This window comes from Paenibacillus sp. NPDC058177, from assembly GCF_042883835.1.
Lineage (GTDB): Bacteria > Bacillota > Bacilli > Paenibacillales > Paenibacillaceae > Paenibacillus_AQ > Paenibacillus_AQ agri.
Genome location: NZ_JBHVVB010000003.1, coordinates 69,080 through 91,239, shown reverse-complemented (window position 1 = coordinate 91,239; position 22,160 = coordinate 69,080). Strand labels below are relative to the sequence as shown.

The window sequence follows — 22,160 nt, the reverse complement described above, 5'->3', positions numbered from 1 at the left end:
TGAAAGGAGATTTGCGAATGGCTTTCAAGATGAAATATGAGATTGTACAGAAACTACTACCAAACAAGACTAAGAGACGTTCCGGTAATCTAATGCCGCGGGTAACTTTTATCGTAGCACACGATACCGGAAATGACGGTAGTACAGCCGCGGGGAATGTAAGTTACTACACTAACTCTGCAAATGATATTTCTGCATCGGCACACACCTTCATAGACCACAAGCAGATTATAGAATGTATACCTGCTACTATAGGTAAGCCTGAGAAGGCTTGGCATGTTCTATATAATGTACCTACTGACAATGCCTTGTTTGGAGCCGACGCTAACGATGCAGCAATTGGTGTAGAGCTATGCTATTCGTGGCAGAAGGGCAGTATCGACAATGCAGAGTCTTACAAGAGGTATATATGGTATATTGCTTACCTGTGCTACAAATTCAACATTAGCCCAACTAAAAACATCGTAGGGCACAATGAACTAGACCCTACCCGCAAGACAGACCCTTTTAAAAATGCCCTTAAAATTATGGGGATCAGTAAAGCGCAATTTCTGAGCGATGTAGTTAAAGAGTATGCTAGTTGTACTGTAGAAGAACTATTCTATAGTGTCTATCAGGGCAATAAGAAACTTAAAGACTTTCCCGATTATGTTACAGCCTTTACTTATGCTCAACAATTGGAGAATGCCAACATACGTAAGATTTCTGATGGTTCGTGGGTTTGGTCTAACAGCAAGAAGGCGAAAGAAGAGAGTGAGGATGACTCCCCTATGAAACTCGAAGCATGGCAAAAGGCGCTATTTGTTAATGGTTTGAATGCAATGAGCAAACTGAACGGACTGGACGGATCGCCACTAATTAACAGTCCTGCTGACTGGATTAAGAAGGTTGAGAGCGAGACTTTAACAGCGGGGGAGTTGGCCACAATCAACTTCGCTATAATCACAAGGCAGGTGATTAAGTAATGGTTACACTATCAGCAGTATTAGCTAATGCTTTAGCTTCTGTAGGTATGTGGCTATTCGTGGCGAGCTTAACTGAAGCAGTTACAGAAATCATCAAAAATGTATTTCCTGTAAAGGACAAGACTACGTATGGAGTCTCTATAGGAATCGGTGTCGCGTTGGCACTAGCATTCGGCCTTAACCCGTTTGGTCTGACCGGGCTATCCGCTTACGCTTCGATGGTTACTGCAGGTATTCTAGCATCCCGTGGTGCAAACTATCTCAATGGTCTACTCAAGAAATTTGACATTCTTAAATCAACATAATATCCGACAAAATTCAAAATTACACACATAAGTAAGTGAGGTTGGTTGAACTGAATTACGATTGTAAGAAATGTGGCAGTAAACACCATAATGTATTGGAGCAAGTTATGCACACATTATATGGGTGTCAGGGGTTTACTAGTAATGAAAATCAATTGGAGACACCCGAACGAGGATGAATTGAGTTGAAAGTGCCTTAACTGCTGATCGGCAGTTCTTGATTTCGCTGTGAGATGATTAGCGGCAGGAAAGAGCGTATAGCCTAGTACAAGAAGCCTTCGGGCTTCTTTTTGTTCATTAAATCACTGTTATATTCGTTTGCGATGAAATCCTTTCAGAATTAGAACATATTTGAACCGTTATGTGTTTGGTCGTGGCATTACACGAACCCTAACTGCATAAGAACCCCGGACACTTACCTTAACTCCTGGCAGAAAGGACATGTGAGATTAGTCAGAAAAGGTTTTTGTATTTGTATTTCCAGTGTTGTGCTCTATAGTAATACTAATTTTACCTATTGACCTAATGTACGTAGATGTGTTAAATTTAACCACACTAAAAGCGAACACATGTTCCTCTATTTCGTATCCAGCAACTTTATTCATACTTATCACGACTACTGAGAGTGGGAGATGATTTGCGATGGAGGCAAATAAAGGACAGCTGGTAGTATCAAGTGAAAAGCAGTTTATTTATCATGATTCGGTAAATAGAGGGCATGTGCAATTACCAAGAATGGTTGTACATAGCTTAAATTTATCGGGTACAGCTAAAATAGCTTACGGAGTTATTTCCGGTTATATATTTGAGCAAGGGCGGTCAGCGTTTCCTTCAATTTCAAGGATAGCCATGGCTTGCAACTGCTCAAAAAAAACCGCTATCAAGTACGTTGATGAGTTAGTAGAAAAAGGGTTTATACAGAAAGAGCGTAATGGTAACGGAAGAACCAATACCTATTATTTGGTTGACATTGATAAGATCTCCCACCTGCACGTATCTGAGATGTTCTGGCGGGCAGTCAACAAGGTAAACAGGGAGATTGAAACAGGCCTTTACGAGAATGTATATGACTGTCTTATGGATGTAATCTCAAAAATTAATTATAGAGGTATAAAATTCAAAGACATCTCGGTCAACGATAAGACAGAGCTAGGTCTGAAGGAAACACTTTTGGAAATGGTAAATAAGGATAGCGAGGACACATTTAAACCTCTGGATTATTTGATTGAAAAATCAAATATATTATTTTCCCCACAACAATCCATAGCTACCGCAGTACCTCTAGGTGGCGGCCCTAAAAAAGTGGGAGATGTTCTATGCGGGACAAGTCGCTATTGTTTACCTGACGATGTAAGCAAGTGGAAGAATGACAACTTTGTTCAATACTTCTATGAGAAGTTCATTAACGCGACTGACAAGACACATGTAGTTGCGCGTAATAAGCATAGGGGAATGTTTGAGCGTGTAATCAGGAATCAAGGTGGCGATAAAGCCAAAGTTAAGAACTTGATTGACTCTTTCTTTGAAATGAAGTACGATCCCCAATCGCTTGAGGTGTTCTGCACTTCCGGTAGGATAATAGAGATTGAACTATTTATAGAGAAGGGCTTGCGTCCACATTATCTAGTGGCTAAAGACAAAAAAGTACAAACGTCAGAGGAAAAACATGAAAACTACGGTATATCTGCTAAAGAATTTCTGGAACGGATTAAACAATCTGACATTTTGTAATATTTTTCAATATTTGGTGATGGTATTAATTTTTCAATTGGGTCTTCCGATATAAAAAGGGGAATTATAATGAGGGACTTATTTACTACATGTAGTTCTTGCGTTGTGCGTGATTGGTGTAAACTTAAAAGTGGAGTAGTAAAACTACCGGCAGATTACTTAAAGACATACTGCGTTGGGTATGAAATGGTGACTAAGGCAGTGTGCTTAGCAAAAGTTCCTAAAGAATACCAAAATGCAAATCTATTCAATTACGTAGCTGATAAAGACAATGCGGATTTCTCTGAAATCATTAAAGAACTACTGAACAACCCAGTAGGGTTTGTAAAATCAGGTACTAATTTAGCGTTGATTAACAATCTAAAAGGTACTGGTAAGTCTTGGACTGCTAATGCTGTCCTTAATGAGTTTCTATATAAAGTTTGCCGTGACCCTGAGTGGTTTGATTACGAAAGTCCTGTAGCTATGTACATCAAGTTCGGGGCGTGGGCTAACCGGAATAGGGATGTATTTACTAGAAATGATGACCAATTCACTTACGAAGTGCACAAGGAATTAACACAAATGAAAGACGTTCCCTTGCTTGTTTTGGATGATATCGGCTCAGGTCGAATTACACCGATTATACGTGACCTGATTTATGACGTTATTGACTGCCGTAAAGAGGAAAAAAAAAGCATCATATTTACGTCTAACTTTTCGGATGTACTACTCCGACAGGATGATATGTTAGGGGAAATGGTAGTTTCAAGAATGATGTACAATACAATGGTAATCCCTTTGGGTGGTAGGGACAGAAGAGCCGACAACACATATAAATACTAAACCTACTAGGAGTGAAGCTTTATAATGGAAACAAGGTTAGTATATTCAACACCGGATTATCACAAATTAGTTGAGTATATTGCTCTCCGTTGTTACGACGATTTTGAAAAAAGTAAGGTTGAAATCCATAAATTAATGCGTGATATTATGAAAAAGGAACACATGAATATTATAAATCACGGAAATATAGTATTTACCATTTCTTCAGTTTACGGGGTTAATTACCATGATATACTGGATTCACTAGTTTCATTGAAGGAATATAATAATAATATTAGATGGTCAAGAGACCCGCAAAGCAATTGGGATTTTGTCATATCCTTGAATATCTTATCATTCATAGATCTATCACTCTCTTGTAATGAAAACAAATTACTCCAACATTTAATGAATAAGTTGTTTATTGTACCATCCCTCAGATGGTTTGTAGAGAACACATATCAAATAGAAGGTAGTGACAATCCTTACCTCCAAAACGACACAGATCATCTTCAACCTACGGTCTTGTCATCTGATTATATTGCACTGAAGGAATTAGGTTTAACGGACTATGAATTAGAAATGCACACCACAGTTACCGTTGAGATTGTTTCCGACAGGGCAATGCTCCTTCAGGACGCATGTCATTCAGACATGCTGGGGCGCTCCGAAATTTCCCAACGCAATGTATCTATGTCAGATTTTAAATACTATGTCCCCACTGGTTTGTCTAATACAGATGTTATATACAGCGAAGCAGATGGTCTTATTCAAGTGACTTACGGAGATATCATGCACACTATTGCCTTGTCTTATGACAAAGTTATGGCGTTCTGTGAATCACGTGGAGACAGTAAGCTTAGAGCAAAAGAGTTAGCAAGTTCCATCTTACCCAACGCAATTTACTCCAGGTATATTGAAACCCGCCCACTAAAGCAGTGGAAGCACTTATTTAAGCTAAGAGATGATGTACACACACTAAACGAGAAGCAGAAGAACGCACAAGCCCTGCTGACTGCGTTTCGTAGAGTAGGTGTGCCCGTATAGAACCGTATAGAAGGAACTAGACATAAAAGGCGTATGATAAGTAATAAATAATAATATTCAAAATATTCAAAATATTCCATAAGTATGTTTTAGGATGTGGACACAACTAACCTCTGCAACTTATTACTAAGGTAGTGCGACTACTGATAGTAAAGGTATGAGGGAGGGGTCCTGATGGCGGGAATAGAAGAACTTCAACTGCTCAACCACGTTTTGAACGCAAAAGAGTGGAGCGTAGTGGAGAATGCCGGAATTACTGAAAAATACTTTCAAGTGCACAAAGAAGCTTTTTCTTATATAAGCAGGTTCAAGAAAGAAACTGGAGACTTACCGACCATCGAAACAGTAATGAATAAGTTCGAGACATTTGAGTTAGTAGAATTAGAGAATATAGAGCATGTAATTCGGTCTGTGAAAGAGGACTTTCTTTATAGGGAGTTTAAACCAATTTTAGTGTCAGCTTCGGAGACTTTCGCCAAAAGGGAAACCACAGCAGCTATACAACAACTTCAACTGGAATCCAGCAGATTTTTAAAGTCAGTGGGCTTAAGCGGACGGGGCTACTCGTTCATTGGGAATGCACAGGAACGTCTTAATACATATAACAAGATCCACGGTAGAGTAGAAGGCGAGATTATAGGATTGACTACAGGATTTAAGCCGCTTGATTTAGCGACCAACGGGCTTGAATACCAGGAAGGCGCTGTTGATTACTTCCTAGTGTTTGCACCAACAAACATGGGAAAGACACTCATATCTTCTTTTATGATGTCAGCGGCCTGGAACAGTACTTTAGAGGATGACTATCCTGCCTACTTCGCCCTTGAACAACGAGCATCGGAGATTGCCCTGAATTGGGACAATACACTGGCTCAAGTATCAAGACTCGCTCTCACACGGGGTACTCTTTCTAATGAAAAAAGAGATGCGTACACCGAGTACATTGACCGTCTTAAGCAAAAGAAAAAAGACATGGTGATATATGACCTTGATAGTAACGGGGGCAAGCCATTCACGCTTGATGAAATACACCGGATACTTGAAAGAGAAGGTCACAATCGGTGGACATTAGACCAGTTATCGAAAGTACGCCTTACCTTACGAGGCGGTGGAGATCTTAGACAACGATTATTCGATACGTCAGCAGGTATCCGCGAGGTTATTCTTGATACAGGAAAGCCTGCAATGGTTGTGGCTCAAGCGAACCGTGATGCACTTAAGAAAATAAAGAAAGACGTGACAGAGAATGTAGACGCAACAGATATCGGGGAAGCTTTCTCTATTGTCCAAGATGCTTCTAAAGGGATATCTATCGTTAAAGTAAGTGACAATACATTCCGCATAATGGTAATTAAAAATAGAAATAACGCATGCGGTCAGTCGTTTCTTGTTCGATACGATTTTGATGTAGGTATAGTCTCCGTACTAGATGACCCCATAGAGGAACAATACTTCTAAATCGACAGGAGGGAGGGGTATATTCAAATCCACTTATACCTGTCAGTTCGAGGACTCCAAAATGTTAGAGGATAAAGATGAAATATAAACTAAAAAAGGAAAATCTCAACTTAGACATTCTCGAAAACCTTTTTATAGACCCTGAAGAACTGACTGATGAATTACGTTTTACCTATCAGCACCTCACAAAAGCAATGAATAACCCTCACGCTTTTACGAAACTCAATGATACAGGCGATTGGGTCATGAGTTGTTGCCCTATACATGCTGAAACAAGAGCATCATTCGGTATTTCTAAAGAAGCCCCGTATCACTGCAACTGTTTTTTTTGCGGTTACTTAGGCACGATAGACAATCTAATTGAGAAAGCTTTGGACTTAAATGAAGGAGAAGGTATAAAAACACTTCTTTCAACCTACATCTTCGAAGAAAAGCGACAAACGTTTGATATGGTCGGATTCATCGACAACCGTAGGAACAGCTACGAAATATCACACTTAGAAGAATCCACATTACTCACTATGAAAGAATCAAGAGAGAATAACGAGAAAATTTATCAAAGTGCTATGTCGTACATGTATCAACGCGGGTTTACTGAACACACGTTGGATACCTATGAGATATGCGTTGATACCGCCACGAAAACAATCGTCTTCCCTCAACGAACAAGAACAGGACAACTCCGCTTTATTCAGAAGAGAAAAATTGGTAACAGCTACCATGGTGCTAAGTTCGTCAACGAAGGGAGCGCTATAAAAAAAGATATTGTCTTTGGGTTGCACTTCATTAACAAACTTAGAACCACCTCTAACCGGATTACTAGAGTTCGTATGGTCGAATCTCCTACGGACTGTATGTCCAATTACCAGGTGGGTATTCCTGCTGTGTCCATTAATGGACGTATTTTGTTTCGCACACAAGTACGGGAATTACAACTTGCTGGTATTACAGAGGTTGACATGATGCTAGATAACGATAGAGCCGGCATTAAGGGCATGAAAGACGCTTCTGAAATTTTGGATAGAGCAGGGATAGTTGTAAACCAAGTCCGCTATCCTGTCTTTCCTATTGTCAAAGACTCAAATGAACTCATGAATTTGGGTTTGCTAGATAGGTTAGAGTCTCAAAATGTCAACCTTATCGGTTCTTTATTCAAATAGAAAAATAGTTTCGCACCTTTTGGTAGATATGTAACGACCACTAATAGTAATAGGCAAAACATTACACATGAACCCATTGGAGGAATTAACTATGACTACTCAAATAAAAACAACCGTACAAAACTTCAATATCGAATCCATGACACCGATTTTCAACTTCGTCTTGAAAGGCGTTAGACACGAAGACCGTGAGGAAGTTAGAAGTGAAGCCGTTTTAAGAGTTCTCACTGCCATTAATGGAGGTAAAATCAAAAAAGATGTCTTCACTTTCGCTCACACCGTTGTACAACGCACAGTTTACGATCACTACCGTAGGAACAACCGCTTGATTACCAAAAATAGTACATCGGTAAACTTTTGCGATGGTGCAGACGAAGAGCATGGCTCGACTATCGACTACTTTTCCTATGCGACTGTAGATGCAGGGTTCGGATTGTCGGACGTGAAGAACGACTACTTGAATAACATTTCTGAGTTCACCACACAAGAGAGAAAGATTATGGATTTCATGCTCTTTACTGAAGAAGGTATGGACATGAAACCTACTGAAATTTCTAACATGCTAGGTCTTAATAAATCGCATGCTTCCCGTGCAATGAACAAACTTAAAAAGGTGTGTCAGGCGTAAGTTAACCTTCCCTAATTCTAAGTATACCACACATATCAAGGGTTTTGTTCAATTGGTTGTAATTACCTGTGCATGATATATCTATTGTCTTAAAGACGCAGTTTCCTGATAGTATACTATCATATGATTTACTACTTGACAAGCGTTTCATATACTATTATGCGCTTAACATAAGGTTTAAAAATCATTCATTACCACAATATTGAATAGACAACATATGGTACCAATCTCAAGTTTATAGAGGCATAAGACCACTATTTATAGTGTGAGAGTATTCTCCAGAAGATTAGGTCATTTGTCACTTAAAAAGTCATTCGCCTCTTTCAAGAAGAATAGGACTATCACTAATAATGAGAGATCAATGATCCTTAAATACAAAGTACATTTGGAGGAAACACATTATGAGTAACACAGTAGTTAGAGGTCTTGGAAACATTTTAGCAGGTGGGGCTGATTTTATTAATTTTGAAGAAGGAAAGCCTATGACTTTACTCTTCATTGATTGGTTTGAAGATTTACTTGGTATTCGTGAGCACTACGAAGCCACCCTTAACCCTAAGTACGTTCGTTGCCCTGGCAAAGATATTTGCCCATTGTGCAAAGCAAATCCTTCAAAATATCCTGCACTTCGAATCAAATTCCGAGTGTTTGATGCAGCGGATAAGAAAATTAAATTCGTTTCTCTTGCGAAGTCTCACGTTCAGAAATTGAATTCAGATTTTAACCTGGACGAAGTTGACCCAACTAAGAACTTTGTAACTATTTACCGTACAGGTAAAGGAGCAAGTGATACAAGCTACTCAGCTCGTAAGTATATTCCAACCCCTGAAAACGGTAAGCCAGTATTTAATTACCCAACTCAAGAAGTTATTGAAGCTATGCCTGATATCAATCCACAAGTTACTGCACACTCTGCAGATGAAATTACAAAATTTATGAAACTTGTAGAAGGTATGACCGAACATCTAGGTGGACAAGGGTACGGTCAGTTACAAGGAGTATCTGCACAGCAAAATAAACTTCCATTTTAGTAACTGTATATAATAGAAGGTTCTTAACCGTATCTCCTTGTTTTTACCCATCATATCACAGGTTGAAGCAAGAAACATGAAAATACAGTTAAGATTTTATTAAATTTCTCTAACCTAGGAAGTGTTAGTGTGTCTGAAGATAATAGAATCCTTGATATTTTAGACAAAGGTGAAAAGAAAACAGCTAGGACAAGAACTAAAAATACCGAGAAAGTTAAGAAATCCAAGAAGTTAACAAAAAAGGATCAGCAGATACTAGATATAGAAACGTCTATAGTTATGCCTGACAATTATACACTAATTAACACTCCTGAACTTTTGCAAAGGCTTGTTGATTATTACAAGTTATATAAGGAAAAGTATGTTGATGACTCATATGTGTTTCTTGATACCGAGACGTATGGATTGAATAACTGGAAAGACGGGCTAATCTCAATTTCAATTGGTTTTATGTCAGAGCATTATTTTAACATACCTATGACACCTTTCCTTCATGAGTCTTCTTCAGAGATTCCAACACTTTCCTTTGATATGGTAGCAGATGCTTTACGTCCCCTTCTTGAAGCAGACAGGAGGATTGTAATGGCTAACGCTAAGTTCGATATTCACGTCCTTAAGAATTGGGCGAATATTGACCTTACCTTTAATATATATTGGGACACGATGATTATGGGGGGGCTCCTGAATGAGAATGTCCCTAAAGGTCTAAAGGAATGGTACAACTCTTATGCTCTTCCTTGGTTAATTTCACAAGGTAAGTTAAGTCAGGATGAAATGACAAGACCTACATTCAAGTTCGGGAGTCTTTTCAAAAAAACACCGTTTGATAGCATACCACACAGGCTTGCAAATTATTACGCGTGTCATGATGTTTTTATGACGCACTGGGTGTTTGCGTACCAAAAGCAGATAGTAGAGAACCCATCTTATGCCCTTGGGGGCGTGTATAAGCTGTTTAGAGAGGTTGAAATGCCGTTGTTGCCTGTATTTGTAACAGCGGAAAGACGTGGCGTAGAACTCGATTCTAAGTTTCTAAAGGACGTTATTGGTCGTGTGCTTACTGAAAAGTCTAAAGATTTAAAGAAAGAAATTCATAACATTTTAGGTGCTACTATTACACTTACCCGATTCCAAACCCGTCACAGACAAGGTATCAAATTCAAGGAAGAGTATAAAGTAATTGAAGAGTTTAACTTAGGATCTTCTGCACAAGTGTCTCAGAAGATTTATGAAGATTATAAAATTCTTGAACCTGAGTTAGTTTACGATTCAGATCTTAAGAAAAAAGTACCTAAGAAATCAACCAGTAAGAAAGTTTTAACACGTAATAAAAGAGAACATAGAGTTATCGAACTTATCCTTGAGTACCGTGGGTTATCAAAACTCATTGATTCATTTTGCAATAAACTTCCTGAAGATTCTATTAACGGTATTATACACTGCAACTACAATCAATTAGTAAGAACCGGGAGAGTTTCCTGTAGTGATCCTAATTTGCAACAAATACCATCAAAATTCGATCTTATTCGCTACGCTTTCCGCGCTTCTGAAGGTAGAGTTTTGGTTAGCGCAGACTTTAGCCAACAGGAGTTACGCTGGTTGGCAATCTTTACGCAAGAAAAGACGCTTATTGATATCTTTGAGTTAGGTCTGGACATGCACAGTAAAGTTACTTGTCAGATTCATGGCTTTGATTATGATTTGTTTGAAAAGATTCGTGGTGTTAAAGGCGAGTCTGAGGAAAAAACCGACAACAATATTAAGGCTATATTAAATAAGTATAATCATTCTCAAGAATTAATATACGCTGTGACCTACTTCAATAATAAAGAGATAGATTACATCGATCCTGATAACTTCAGTGAGAACATGGTTTTCTCTTTGGCAGCCTTCTTCGAGTTACTACGTAAAAAGATCAAATCAGTAGTTTTTGGTGTTGTATACGGTATTACTTCTATGGGATTAGCTGACCAAATTGGTTCTTCTAAGGAAGAAGCACAATCACTAATTGATGGATTTAAGGCAGGACTTCCCAATTACCTTCTATGGGAAGCTTCTACACACCGTGAGATTCTGAATAAAGGTTACATCGAGACAGTTCTTGGACGGAAGAGACGTTTTGGGGAGACCATTGCAGAAGCTAAACAAGATTCTTTATTTAAAAAGTCCGGTTGGCATTGGAAAATTGAGCGTTGCAAACGTCAGTCCTGTAATGCAAAAATACAAGGTTCCTCCGCAGACCAAAGTAAAAAAGCAATGGTTAATCTGTTCTATCCTACACGCCCAGATGGTACGAAAGTATTTGATCGTGACGAGTGGTTGAGTCAAGGTTATGTATCGCAACTTGAGAAGGATGATATTCACCTTATTCTTCAGGTACACGATGAATTGATCTTTGATGCACCTTCTGATGTTGACCCCGCTGTACTCAAGGAAATTACTAATACTATGGCAAACGTTATACCTAATAATGTAGGAATTAATTTCAAGTCTGACCTTGAAGTTAGTCCTTATTGGGGCGGTAACTTCTCTCAGGAGCAAATCCGTCAGATTAATGAGGGAATTCTTGATTGGACTACAGTGTTTGAAGACGAGGTAACGAAGAAACTTGCTAAGTTTGGTATTGAGTACACGGTTGGTATGTTCGCTGATGTAGGTGAAGACGAAGAAGTTTTAGAAGGAGGAGATGAGTCTGCCTAGTGCGGATTTTTCTATGCTCTAGTACGCCAAGTGAGTCAAAACGACTAGACGGTTACTTATAATGGACTTAGAAGAATTGAAGGAGTGATTTCATGTCATCTAGTGGTATTCGAGTATGGGGAAACACCCAACTTGCACCTGAAAGAATAGTAGAAGCAGGCACAAATGACGAACTTATTATCAGTGTTAACGGAACAGATTTCCCTATTACCTTAGATGCAGGTACTTACAGTACGAGCCATACGCATGTAACTTCATTGTTCGTTGCTCACGTAAACGACAAACTGGTTGAGGCAGATTGTCCTGTCAAGGCTAAGGTAGGTGGTATTCATGATGACGTACCAAGAACAGTCCTTATTTTTGAAGCATTGAATATTAACGAGGGAGTTACTATGGAGATCTCAGGTACAGGTGCTACAGAGTTTATTGGAGATGATCCTTATGAGGTTCAGCAACCACAAATCGAGTTAGTATCATCATACTCAGATACCATGAGCCAAATAGACATTAGGAAAAATTTTTTAGTAGGACGTATGGCGGTTTGGGGACGAGCTCAAGTAGACTTGAGCGGTTCAGTTTTAACTCAAAGAAGATAACAGATAGAACTGGAAAAGACTCCGAAAGGGGTCTTTTCTGTTTTCGCATCTATTTAATAGGATAGAACAACTACTAGAGGGTAAGCCAAATAGCTCTAGGGGGAATCACTAATATCGAACTTTACGAGGTTTGTCAACGTTGGCAAGCCCACCTATCAGAACTGTATACACAAGGATGTAAAGTAAGGCTAGACAACTTAGGTGATGGTGTTAACAACTATGTTCTTGTCCATGAGCCTAATGTACTTGTTCCTAGCCATTGCGGGCTCAATACAAAAAGCTTTTAAATTAGCTTCGCAACTCCTGAAGAGTATAAAACGACGATTATAGAGAGGGAGGCAGACAATATGAAAAACTTTACAGCAACCCAGTATGCTGAAATTATCTCGAACAAAATTTCTCACATGGCTCACACAATTGCGAGGCAAGATGGTAGAGAGGCAGTAGAAACTGACTTCTCAGCAGCAATGATTATGACTTTTGCAGAAGAAATGACGTTGGTAATGAATCGAGTTTCAACAATGGCTGCAGAGCAAATAACACTGCATTAGTTGGAGGATAACACGTGACGGCAGAAGTAACAGTTCTTTCTTAAATCACTTACGGGCAAGAGTTCGGAAGAGTGTTTATCCGAGCAATCTGACAGAGTTTATACCTTTAAGGAGGATCTATATGAATGATTCATTAGAAACCAATGTACTGCCTACGGTTGGGTGCTGACTGATGGGAGGGGAATTAGAGTCAGTTAGTATCAAGCAATCCGTTAAAGGCAACGAAAGTATTATATTCTCCCAAATGGGCAGAAGCCAGCAGAATGCAGAGGTAAAGAAGCAGAAGTTACTCAACAAAATAAGTGAATCTGCGATGGATAGGCGTATACCTGCTCACACACTAAGTTGGTTATCTAGTCTCATCGCTAGGTTGAAGTGGAATCTGTGGGGTGGTTGGTAAATGCTAGGTAGATACGTTGTAGGTGGGAGGTTGGATCCTCCTTACTACCCTACCAAGCCTTCTCCGCATTTTATTGGAAGGAATATCGAGATTCCTGCCAAGGCAAAGGGTGACAGGATTATAAGGGATACGTTCACAATGTCCCATGATTTAGAATTCTATGCGATATCAATATACGCTGACGTGGACAGCATCGAGGATTTTTGGAGTCTTAAGGTGAATGGAAAGACAATCATTAAAAATCTTCACTGTAAGAATTACGAGGAAGGTCTTTATTTCCAAGTAGCCCATCCGGTCAAAGCAGGTAATGAGTTTCTGCTTGAGTATCACACTCCACATGGTGACAAGAAGAACTTAGGGTTGATGTTCCACTTCCTGACTGAGCACGGCGCTGATTTAGTTCTAACGGGCACTACTGATTTAGGTTCCTACCCTGACCCGCCAGCGGAGTTGCCTGATTATGAGGAACCTCCCGAAACTCCAAACGGAGGTATACAGCTTCCTGTCGCATGGCAACCATTCAACACTGTGGCTGAAGCGACCAACTGGGCTAAGGACTTAGGAGTCTCAGTGAACTTTGCAGGTAAGTTAGATGCGGCCAACTATGTCACAGAAGCCTTATCCCTTTTACTGAATACTTGCAGTGGCTTTGCTGATATGATTCAGAAACATAAGTTGACCATCAATATCAAGAACGGTAACGGGGCTAATGGTTACTTTAATCCTCCAACCGGAGAGGTTGTTGTAAGCAAGACCTACGATTTCAAGAATGCTGCCGCCATTGCACAAGCAGAGTACGATACCGGTCAGAAATCGTCACCTGACAGGCTTAGAACGGTCATTCATGAGATAGGGCACTGGTTACATTTCCACAATGTTGGAGAGCAGATGTTTTATAAGATTTCAGCACTTGACCCTGACAACTACGGGGCTAAGACGATACTGACAAACCCTGAAGCAACGTATATCGCTAACCACTTATGCAATTACGCTACAAAGTGGTTTCCAATTGAGCTAATACCCGAAGTGTTTACTGCTAAAATAACCGGAATTCCCATTGATAAAAATATATGGGAGTGGTATGAGCAGTATGGGGGATTCAAGTGTGGAGGATGGTGAGTTATGCATGAAAGTAGATAATAGAGCGAGTATCCTTTTTCCTGACGCAGAAGGGGGAATAATAGATTTGGACGGTGACCTTCGTATTATGTGAGGAATAAAAAAACAGATACTACGCCAGGGAGGAAAGTAAGTGGATATTACAGTGCCGTGCGTCTTCTGTAAGCATTTTAATAGGGATGATCGGGCGAACATGTCATGCATGGCTTTTCCTAATGGTATACCAAGTGCCATACAAGAGTTGAAGTTCATTCATACCACCCCGTACCCTACCGACAATGGAATACAATACGAGCCAGTAAGCGAAAAACAAGACTATTTTAACTACTTTAAGGGAGAAATTATACAATAAAAAACATAATTAAAGCAGTGTTGTCAGGTTTGATAATCGGTGTCATGGGTGCTGGTATGCTATTGCTATTATTGTTAGGGATTTTGTTTAGGCCTTTGGCGGCAATTGGTATCGGTTGGATTGTAGGTGTCGGACTCAAGCTAATCGCAGGTCCGTATGTGGCAGGTGCGCTAAGTAAGCTCTTACATACATCAATTACGGCTTCCATGCTTCCTCAAGTGTTCGTAGGTGTGATGCTTCTGTCAGTTTATATTTTTCCATCAATTAAGATATATAGAAAAATGGGAAAATTAGAGAGGTGAAGATGAATGTTAGGATTCATGAACAAGTGCCCTCATTGCGGGGGCAAATCTTCTTTTATTCCGGAAGAGATGGAGTGTGACAAGTCTCTAATGCTTTGGTGCAATCATTGCGGTAACTTCATTAATCAAACGCTGACACTTGAAACTATTAGACGATGGTGGATTCGGCATGATGAAGGAGGAGAGTCCATTGAACCACCACTAAGCAAGATTCAACTGGAAGAACTCCTTGTCCTGCAGGACAAACTAAACTTAGAGCTTAAAAGGGTTACCTTGGAGAACATAGAGATCCACATTAAAGATTTTACAGACTACCTCTACACCGAAGAGGAACCTCCAAAAGAGGACTATCTGAAGAAGTATGAAGTGAATTTTTATAACCGATTTGCGTGTGAAAATCAAATATTTTATGTGAAGGCAAAGAATGAAGCGGATGCAGAAAGGTTATTTTGGGTAACCCACTCAAAAGACTCATATTATGACTGCATTGAAGGTATAAGTGAAAAAATTGAAAATGACTATTATATAGAAGAAGGTGGAAGCTGTGAAGGTTCAGGTAACAGCTAAGTTTTCCCTAGACAATGGGGAAGTAAAGAAGGTTGATTGGTACGAAATTGACCCTATATTGAAAGGTCATATTATGGAGCATGGCGAAAAGAAGCCCGTGGAAATCATTCTGAAGTCTGCCAAGGAAGTGCTGAATGAGTACAAGAAGATTTTCCGTAAATACCATCGGGAGAATGAGGTGTTTGCGATTGAGGACATTACAGGTGAATTAGCAGGCGTTCCATTCTCTAAAGTAAGCTACTGGACTGTCAAGGCGGAAGAAATGAATGAAGATGCTACCAAGCTTGTTAATAAAGCAGTTATCAAATAGTGGTTTGGACAGGTTCGAATTCCTTCCCCGCGACTTTTTAATATCCTAAGAAACTGATTAAGGCAGGAGATTAAATTTATGAACACTAGAAGCGCAATCAACATTCGTCAGTCAGCTAGCATATCCCAACTCCAGGAGGAAGTAATGTTCTTAAAAGGACAGAATGAAGCAGTTTTTAAGATGCTATCATATCTTACTGAGCAAGCGGGTGGTTCTATTACTATCCCTCAGAACTTCACTGAGTTGGTAATTGGTTCTAACTTTACCTTTGAGCGTAATGAAGAAGGAGATTACGTTATGATTTCTTACCGTTGACCTACTATAGCGATTAAATGCGAATTGTAACTATCTAAAAGGGAGGTAACATAATACTATGAACCAGCAACAACGACCAACATTCGGTGGCAATCCATTCTTCGGATTTGGAGACAAAGTATGCATCACGGAGACATTTGACGGCAGTACTTCTCCACAAGAACTTGTAGAACTGCTTGCGATTGCTAAAGAGATCCGCAGTTCAGGTGCTAATATCGCTGAATTGAAAGCAAAGGCAGACCTTGCAGAGCTACGTGATGTGCAATTGAGCCGAATTTTGGAAGCAAATGAAAGACTTGCGGAACGTGTCGGGAGACTTGAGCAAGAATTGCTTGAAGTTAGTTTTGAGAAATTTATTGCCCCTTCTTACCCTAAGGATTTTGCGTATTACGGAAGCTTATCTGAATCACTGAATAATGTTGAGACTCAGGAACTGGTATTAGATGCGGCGAGTGTTGAGATTAGTGCAGGAGAATTCAATTACGTGGCTATGGGTAACACAGCAGTTATTCGTATGAACGATGGCAAAAAAATCATTACAGTGGTTGCTCAAAACTTCTATGAAGCTTTGGAAGACGCATTATAAAACCTTAAAGTGGGGAAAATGTTTCCTTTTATTTGTAAACCTGACTAAACGCCCGAATATTAAATGGATTGTCAACACTAATCTTAAAACCGTACACTTATAACTCTAGGAGGGAAGAAATGGCTACCAATATGTACATTCTTGGGGTTGTAGTAACAGAGGTAGAGCGAGTAGAGAGTGCTATACAAGCGTTAGAACAAGCTATGTACCACGCTTCCCCTGCCGCTGTCAACGCATTACGAAGTAGTAAGCAACAGCTTGAAGGCGTATTAGAGAGAATAATGCAATCCGAAGTGACCTCAAATCTTAGCTTGCAGAACCTTATTGAAGGTAATCGAAAGTGTCTACAGGATTGTTTTAGTGCTAGTATCTCTAACGGGAAACTTAGTTATATAGGGAGAACGAGAAGAACATGAAGATTACATTCCGTGAACTTTATCAGGCTGTAAGGGAGACTAAATTAGCGGCTAATACTCTTGGTGTTGACATTGATAATTCCCCCACCGAAGAAGGTCGAGGACTGCTCACTGAAGAGCAAGTACGCTTTCGCAACAGCTATATGAATTTGTACAACACTGATGTAAACATAAATGAAGATATTACTGAAATCAGGCGTAAAGTTGACCTCTGTCTATCGTATATTAACGTACATTAGATAGGTTAGGTTTAAACTTACCTACTCATATCCACAATATATACAGATACTGGAAAGAGACTTGAGTGTCTCTTTTTTTATGCAACTTTACTAGTAGATGAATCCACTAATGAGAGTAAAGGAGTGTGAAAAATAATGGACTTACAGGGGTTTAGTGTAGATCAGAGAGTAGCTGCAGGGCTTCATATGGTAGAGAAACCAGATAAGAAAAAAAAGGAGATTTGGTTTAAATCTAATGGCAAGTACCTGTTTCTCAGTTCTATTACAGAAGAGAAACTCTATAGCCAATCATTCGATATGTTTCAACACTGGTTGGAGGAAACTGTGATTAACCTACCGCCTTACGAGAAACTTATGGAAATTATTGAATTTGAGGGAAGTGAATTGTTCGAATGAATCCTTCAATAATGGCTGATAACAATCATGAGAGTGCTGTTGAATAACCCCTTTATGTGGAAAAAATTACATGAAGACTCTATGAGGAATATTCCAGAGGTAAGGAGGTTTTTCATATGTTGCCCGAAGTAGATGATTATATAAGAGTTACCAGTGAAGGAAGCCCTCATGATGGACTTATTGGGCAGGTGGTAGCTACAGCCGAAAAAGATATGCTAGTCTTGAGGTTATATGGAAGAGAAGTGCGGCTAGCTCAGTCAGAATTAAGTGTTCTGGCAAAGAACGGATCAAGGGCGCATTCTTTAATAAGTAGAAAAGCAGTGCAATGGGACATGAACCACTTAGACTCTATTGGTCTGTACGTCCTCATGGATATAGCACTATGGCTACGAGATTATGAATGGTGCAAAGACATTAATCAGCGTATGGCAAGAATCAGGTAGGCGAAAGCCTGCCTTTTCTATTTCCGCAACTTTCTTAAGGTATAACCCGACCACTATAGAGTAACCAATCGAAAGGAGTGACGGCTAATGAAATCAGGTGAAATTCTTCGAAGCGGTAAAAGCGACCACTACCACTCGCTTGTATTCTCTAGTAAAACCTGACGAGGAAAGAATCGAGTCTCAGTCTAGCGAAAGAAAATCTCAACGCCTCGTTACTGAAGGATGAAACTGAACGTAACACAGGTACTTACAAAGTGGACTACGTTCTAGTAAACAACTACGAAAATAAGTTTCATGCTGATACTAGGGAGTTTATCAGTGATGTTCTAGTTGCCAAAAAAGGATGATAATAAAGTGATAAAAAAAATTATACTGACGTTGGCAATAGCTGTGACAATTACTGCTTGTTCCCCGCAAGGCGGGGTATTGGCAACACAAGCTACGCCGGCGGAAAGTGTGATCAAGGCTCATGAGCCGGTACAAAAGGTGAATAATCAAGAAACCATAAGTCCTAAGATTAAAGTTAAAACGATAGCCGCTACTGTACCCGCATCAACACACACATCGAAACAAAAACCTCAGCCGACAAAGGCAGTATCGACTGTCGAGCGAAATCTAATCAACCACATGACAGGGCAAAAAGTGTCCAAAACAAATGCTAGCAAATGGACAAAGCTGATTATTAAACATTGCAACGCTTATGGCGTTGACCCTTATACCATTCTAGCAATGATTCAGGTTGAGAGTGGGTATAACCCTAATGAGGTAGGCCCTTCTCATGACACAGGATTGCTTCAGATTCTACCGTCCACTCAAAAGTATATGAGGATTTCAGGAAGTCTATTTAATCCGTCTATTAATATTGAGATTGGTGCAAAGTACCTGGCTTATAATCAGAAGCGGTTTGGAAAAGATTTGGGCATAATAGCTTATAATCAGGGTGAAGGGAATTTATCAAGAGGTACATACAGCAAGAAGTATCTCGCTAGGGTCAATAAGGTTCTAGCGACAATTGAAAGGTGATTTCGTAGTATATGTTATCAAGTGTATCTTTTCCTTATATTGTGAGTAATGCCTCAATGAATGGAAACAACGATATCCCTGATAATAAGTTTTTGAAGATATTGTAAGAGAGACTATAAGGAAAAACATGTGAATAATCCTCGGACATTCGAGCCAATGAACATTGAACCTGACCGTGCAATTCTAATCAAACCCTTGAGGTAATTGAAAGACCCTAGCGAAAGGGTCTTTTTTTTTGCCCGCAACTCCTGAAAGACATAGAACGACCATTATAGAGTACAGCAAACTAGCACAAGACCAAGCAAATGGATTTACATTCAAGATTACATCGATGAATGGTGTTATGGGGCATGACTACCGGTTGCCCGGAGACGCGCTACAAGACAAAGCTGAATACATGACTGCTCTACTACATGGCTTCCACGTTTCTAAATACTGCGCCGCCCTAAACGAGAAGGCACGGAAACTTAAATTCTATGTGAAGTGGGAAGATTTAAAAGGAGTTTGAGGGATTAGTGAAAGTGGTGTTGTAGTTACAGACGGTGGGGAGGTAGTGGACTTTCTGAAAGCTGTGCAAGAAGACAGAAAGTTCGAGGTGAAATAGTTGATAAGAGAAGACTACGCAAGGCTTAGGAAAAAAGGCGTAAGAGATATGCACAACATGGAACTTATTAAAGCCTGTAAGAGAGATAAAGATTTGCTTGGTGACTTTTTTACGGAAAATAGAGACTTCATCTTTTCCATCATTAAGCACTTTAAAGGGAATGTGGAAGAACTGAGGGCTAAGTTCAGGGTTACGGATGACGAACTATATCAACATGCTTGCATCGGTATCCTGATTGCGCTTCAGGATTTCAACTTTGATAGAGGCATAAAGTTTACCACATATGTCGTTCGCCCTATCCTATGGGAGATTAATCAGCTTCTTTACAGTGACTCACAGTCTGTACGGTTAAGCCGTGGTGCTGTTGACCTCATTAAGAGAATGGTTGAGATCGAGAATACTCTAGGTTACCGCCCGAACGAAGAAGAGATGTCGGAACTCTTGGACATATCGGTTGAACGATATCGAGAGATTGCTATGTTCAGTGATGATTTAGAACATTATGACGCTATTGATAACTTCGACATAGCGGACACTAAGGAGCGTGTACTTGAGGATGAAGTGACCAACAAAGTCTATGTAGAACAACTTCTAGTAGATTCTATGTTTACAGATTTTGAAAAAAAGGTCATGACGTTTGTTATGGAAGAGTCTAACAACACTCAGATCGCTGAGAAGCTTAACGTCTACCCTATGACTATTAACCGAACTCTTGCTCGTATCCGCCAAAAGATTGAGAGCAAAGAAGCTAACGTGAAGGAAGAGAAAGTCATAGTTGCATCCAAGTATGAACGAGAGATTACTATAATCGCTCAAGAGATTAAGGAACGCAATAACCTTATGTGCATTGAAGACATTACTGAATTACTTGAAGTATGTGAATATCCTATCGAAAAATACACGACACGTGTGTTGTATTACATGAGACAAAAAGCCATTCAGAAGTTGGATTTTTGTGTCTGAAACAGAGGGGATAAATCGCGCTCTGTTATCTCAAATTTGAAGGTGAAAGTCAAGTGGAACTTACCTTTTATTATAGCAAATCATGCGGGCATTGTCGCCGCTTCTCTAAGACTCTTGAAAAGATTGAAAAAGAACGGCCGCATCTTAAGATCTCTAGGATTGAGTATGAGCGATCCGTACATACGGATGTGAAGTATATTCCTACAGTAGTTGTTAGGCACGGAGAACGTGAACTAGGGCGTTTCAGTAGTGCTCTAGCAAAGAAAGTAATAGATAACTGGATCGACCAACTGGAAGAATATATTAAAACACATTTAGAGGATATTAAATAATGAGTTTGATCAATCGAACATTTCGTTGTAATCATTATAGAACGAATATAAGGATTAGTGTGGTACTGAATTTTATACGGTGAGCTAACCAGGGATGACAACATCATCTTACCCGTTGGAATTGAGACGTTGACAGAAGCACATTAATCAAGGAAAAGTGGCTTACCCTCATCCTATGCTCGTCATACAGACGGCCGGATGCAGGGTTATTTTGTTTGCAGAGACGCCTTTTTCGTGTCATATTAGTATTAAACTCTTTTCGCAGGCGGCGCTTTACCGCGTTACGTGCTTGCGATTGATCCCGGAGGGAAGGCATGAAGGAAATGGATGAATTGAAGAGGAAAGTGCTGGAACTGCTCAAGGAGGATGCGCGAAGCTCCACAGCGTTGATGGCCACGCTACTTGGGGCGGAAGAAGCCGATGTAAAGACTGTGATTGAGCAGATGGAACAAGACAATGTTATCGTAAAATATTCCACAGTCGTCAATTGGGATAAGGTGGATGACGAGCGGGTAACCGCACTGATTGAGGTACAAATTACGCCGGAGCGGGGCCGCGGTTTCGAAGGCATCGCCGAGCGGATTTATCTGTACCCGCAAGTGAAATCCGTCTATCTGATGTCTGGTGCATACGATCTGTTGGTGGAAGTGGAAGGCCGCAATCTGCGTGAAGTCGCAAATTTCGTATCCGAGAAGCTGTCGCCGATCGATTCTGTGCTCTCTACCAAAACCAACTTTACGCTCAAAAAATACAAACAGGACGGGATCATCTTCGAGGAGCATGAGGAAGACAACCGTCTGATGATCTCTCCGTAAAG

The 22,160-nt window shown here is 39.9% G+C and carries 24 protein-coding genes; all 24 read left to right on the top strand.

Going from position 1 to position 22,160, the window contains the following annotated elements; genetic code table 11:
* The first annotated feature begins 17 nt into the window (after nucleotides 1–17).
* On the top strand, nucleotides 18–965 hold the full coding sequence (locus tag ACFVU8_RS14595; protein ID WP_387428098.1) for a peptidoglycan recognition protein family protein: 948 nt from the start codon (nucleotides 18–20) through the stop codon (nucleotides 963–965).
* Nucleotides 965–1,270 carry a hypothetical protein gene (locus tag ACFVU8_RS14590; protein WP_387428097.1) on the top strand — a complete coding sequence of 102 codons (306 nt, stop codon included), beginning with the start codon at nucleotides 965–967 and terminating at the stop codon, nucleotides 1,268–1,270. Before ACFVU8_RS14595 ends, ACFVU8_RS14590 begins: the two co-directional genes overlap by 1 nt.
* Nucleotides 1,271–1,912: 642 nt before the next feature.
* Nucleotides 1,913–3,001 (top strand): helix-turn-helix domain-containing protein, encoded by a 1,089-nt coding sequence (locus tag ACFVU8_RS14585; RefSeq protein ID WP_387428095.1) that lies wholly within the window; start codon nucleotides 1,913–1,915, stop codon nucleotides 2,999–3,001.
* 69 nt (nucleotides 3,002–3,070) lie between these two features.
* Complete coding sequence (locus tag ACFVU8_RS14580) at nucleotides 3,071–3,826, top strand: ATP-binding protein (RefSeq protein WP_387428093.1); 756 nt, start codon at nucleotides 3,071–3,073, stop codon at nucleotides 3,824–3,826.
* Nucleotides 3,827–3,850: 24 nt separating this feature from the next.
* Nucleotides 3,851–4,852, top strand: coding sequence for an FAD-dependent thymidylate synthase (locus ACFVU8_RS14575; protein WP_387428092.1), 1,002 nt, complete (start codon nucleotides 3,851–3,853; stop codon nucleotides 4,850–4,852).
* Nucleotides 4,853–5,026: 174 nt separating this feature from the next.
* Nucleotides 5,027–6,310, top strand: a complete 1,284-nt coding sequence (locus ACFVU8_RS14570) for a DnaB-like helicase C-terminal domain-containing protein (protein WP_387428091.1) — start codon at nucleotides 5,027–5,029, stop codon at nucleotides 6,308–6,310.
* Nucleotides 6,311–6,387: 77 nt separating this feature from the next.
* Nucleotides 6,388–7,470 (top strand): toprim domain-containing protein, encoded by a 1,083-nt coding sequence (locus ACFVU8_RS14565; protein WP_387428090.1) that lies wholly within the window; start codon nucleotides 6,388–6,390, stop codon nucleotides 7,468–7,470.
* 91 nt (nucleotides 7,471–7,561) lie between these two features.
* Nucleotides 7,562–8,098, top strand: coding sequence for a sigma-70 family RNA polymerase sigma factor (locus ACFVU8_RS14560; protein WP_387428089.1), 537 nt, complete (start codon nucleotides 7,562–7,564; stop codon nucleotides 8,096–8,098).
* A gap of 401 nt (nucleotides 8,099–8,499) precedes the next feature.
* Nucleotides 8,500–9,129: a hypothetical protein gene (locus ACFVU8_RS14555; RefSeq protein ID WP_387428088.1), complete on the top strand. Its 630-nt coding sequence runs from the start codon at nucleotides 8,500–8,502 to the stop codon at nucleotides 9,127–9,129.
* Nucleotides 9,130–9,258: 129 nt separating this feature from the next.
* A complete protein-coding gene (locus ACFVU8_RS14550) occupies nucleotides 9,259–11,829 on the top strand; it encodes a DNA polymerase (RefSeq protein ID WP_387428087.1) in 2,571 nt (856 codons plus the stop codon).
* Nucleotides 11,830–11,921: 92 nt separating this feature from the next.
* Nucleotides 11,922–12,425 carry a hypothetical protein gene (locus ACFVU8_RS14545; protein ID WP_387428085.1) on the top strand — a complete coding sequence of 168 codons (504 nt, stop codon included), beginning with the start codon at nucleotides 11,922–11,924 and terminating at the stop codon, nucleotides 12,423–12,425.
* A gap of 347 nt (nucleotides 12,426–12,772) precedes the next feature.
* A complete protein-coding gene (locus ACFVU8_RS14540; protein WP_066373842.1) occupies nucleotides 12,773–12,976 on the top strand; it encodes a hypothetical protein in 204 nt (67 codons plus the stop codon).
* 400 nt (nucleotides 12,977–13,376) lie between these two features.
* On the top strand, nucleotides 13,377–14,495 hold the full coding sequence (locus tag ACFVU8_RS14535) for a hypothetical protein (protein WP_387428084.1): 1,119 nt from the start codon (nucleotides 13,377–13,379) through the stop codon (nucleotides 14,493–14,495).
* A gap of 660 nt (nucleotides 14,496–15,155) precedes the next feature.
* Nucleotides 15,156–15,716 carry a hypothetical protein gene (locus tag ACFVU8_RS14530; RefSeq protein ID WP_387428083.1) on the top strand — a complete coding sequence of 187 codons (561 nt, stop codon included), beginning with the start codon at nucleotides 15,156–15,158 and terminating at the stop codon, nucleotides 15,714–15,716.
* A complete protein-coding gene (locus tag ACFVU8_RS14525) occupies nucleotides 15,694–16,026 on the top strand; it encodes a hypothetical protein (RefSeq protein WP_387428081.1) in 333 nt (110 codons plus the stop codon). Before ACFVU8_RS14530 ends, ACFVU8_RS14525 begins: the two co-directional genes overlap by 23 nt.
* Before the next feature lie 78 nt (nucleotides 16,027–16,104).
* On the top strand, nucleotides 16,105–16,341 hold the full coding sequence (locus tag ACFVU8_RS14520; protein WP_387428079.1) for a hypothetical protein: 237 nt from the start codon (nucleotides 16,105–16,107) through the stop codon (nucleotides 16,339–16,341).
* Nucleotides 16,342–16,399: 58 nt separating this feature from the next.
* Nucleotides 16,400–16,927 (top strand): hypothetical protein, encoded by a 528-nt coding sequence (locus tag ACFVU8_RS14515; protein WP_387428078.1) that lies wholly within the window; start codon nucleotides 16,400–16,402, stop codon nucleotides 16,925–16,927.
* A 412-nt stretch (nucleotides 16,928–17,339) separates the two neighbouring features.
* On the top strand, nucleotides 17,340–17,582 hold the full coding sequence (locus ACFVU8_RS14510) for a hypothetical protein (protein WP_387428077.1): 243 nt from the start codon (nucleotides 17,340–17,342) through the stop codon (nucleotides 17,580–17,582).
* 135 nt (nucleotides 17,583–17,717) lie between these two features.
* Complete coding sequence (locus tag ACFVU8_RS14505; RefSeq protein ID WP_387428075.1) at nucleotides 17,718–17,978, top strand: hypothetical protein; 261 nt, start codon at nucleotides 17,718–17,720, stop codon at nucleotides 17,976–17,978.
* Nucleotides 17,979–18,094: 116 nt separating this feature from the next.
* A complete protein-coding gene (locus ACFVU8_RS14500) occupies nucleotides 18,095–18,421 on the top strand; it encodes a hypothetical protein (RefSeq protein ID WP_387428073.1) in 327 nt (108 codons plus the stop codon).
* 354 nt (nucleotides 18,422–18,775) lie between these two features.
* The gene (locus ACFVU8_RS14495) at nucleotides 18,776–19,444 is read left to right on the top strand and encodes a lytic transglycosylase domain-containing protein (protein ID WP_387428072.1); all 669 of its coding nucleotides are present in this window, start codon (nucleotides 18,776–18,778) and stop codon (nucleotides 19,442–19,444) included.
* A 661-nt stretch (nucleotides 19,445–20,105) separates the two neighbouring features.
* Complete coding sequence (locus ACFVU8_RS14490) at nucleotides 20,106–21,011, top strand: sigma-70 family RNA polymerase sigma factor (RefSeq protein WP_387428071.1); 906 nt, start codon at nucleotides 20,106–20,108, stop codon at nucleotides 21,009–21,011.
* Nucleotides 21,012–21,064: 53 nt separating this feature from the next.
* Entirely contained in the window at nucleotides 21,065–21,343 is a 279-nt protein-coding gene (locus ACFVU8_RS14485) for a thioredoxin family protein (RefSeq protein ID WP_387428070.1), read from the top strand.
* Between the two features lie 314 nt (nucleotides 21,344–21,657).
* On the top strand, nucleotides 21,658–22,158 hold the full coding sequence (locus tag ACFVU8_RS14480) for an Lrp/AsnC family transcriptional regulator (protein WP_175374130.1): 501 nt from the start codon (nucleotides 21,658–21,660) through the stop codon (nucleotides 22,156–22,158).
* Nucleotides 22,159–22,160: the final 2 nt, after the last annotated feature.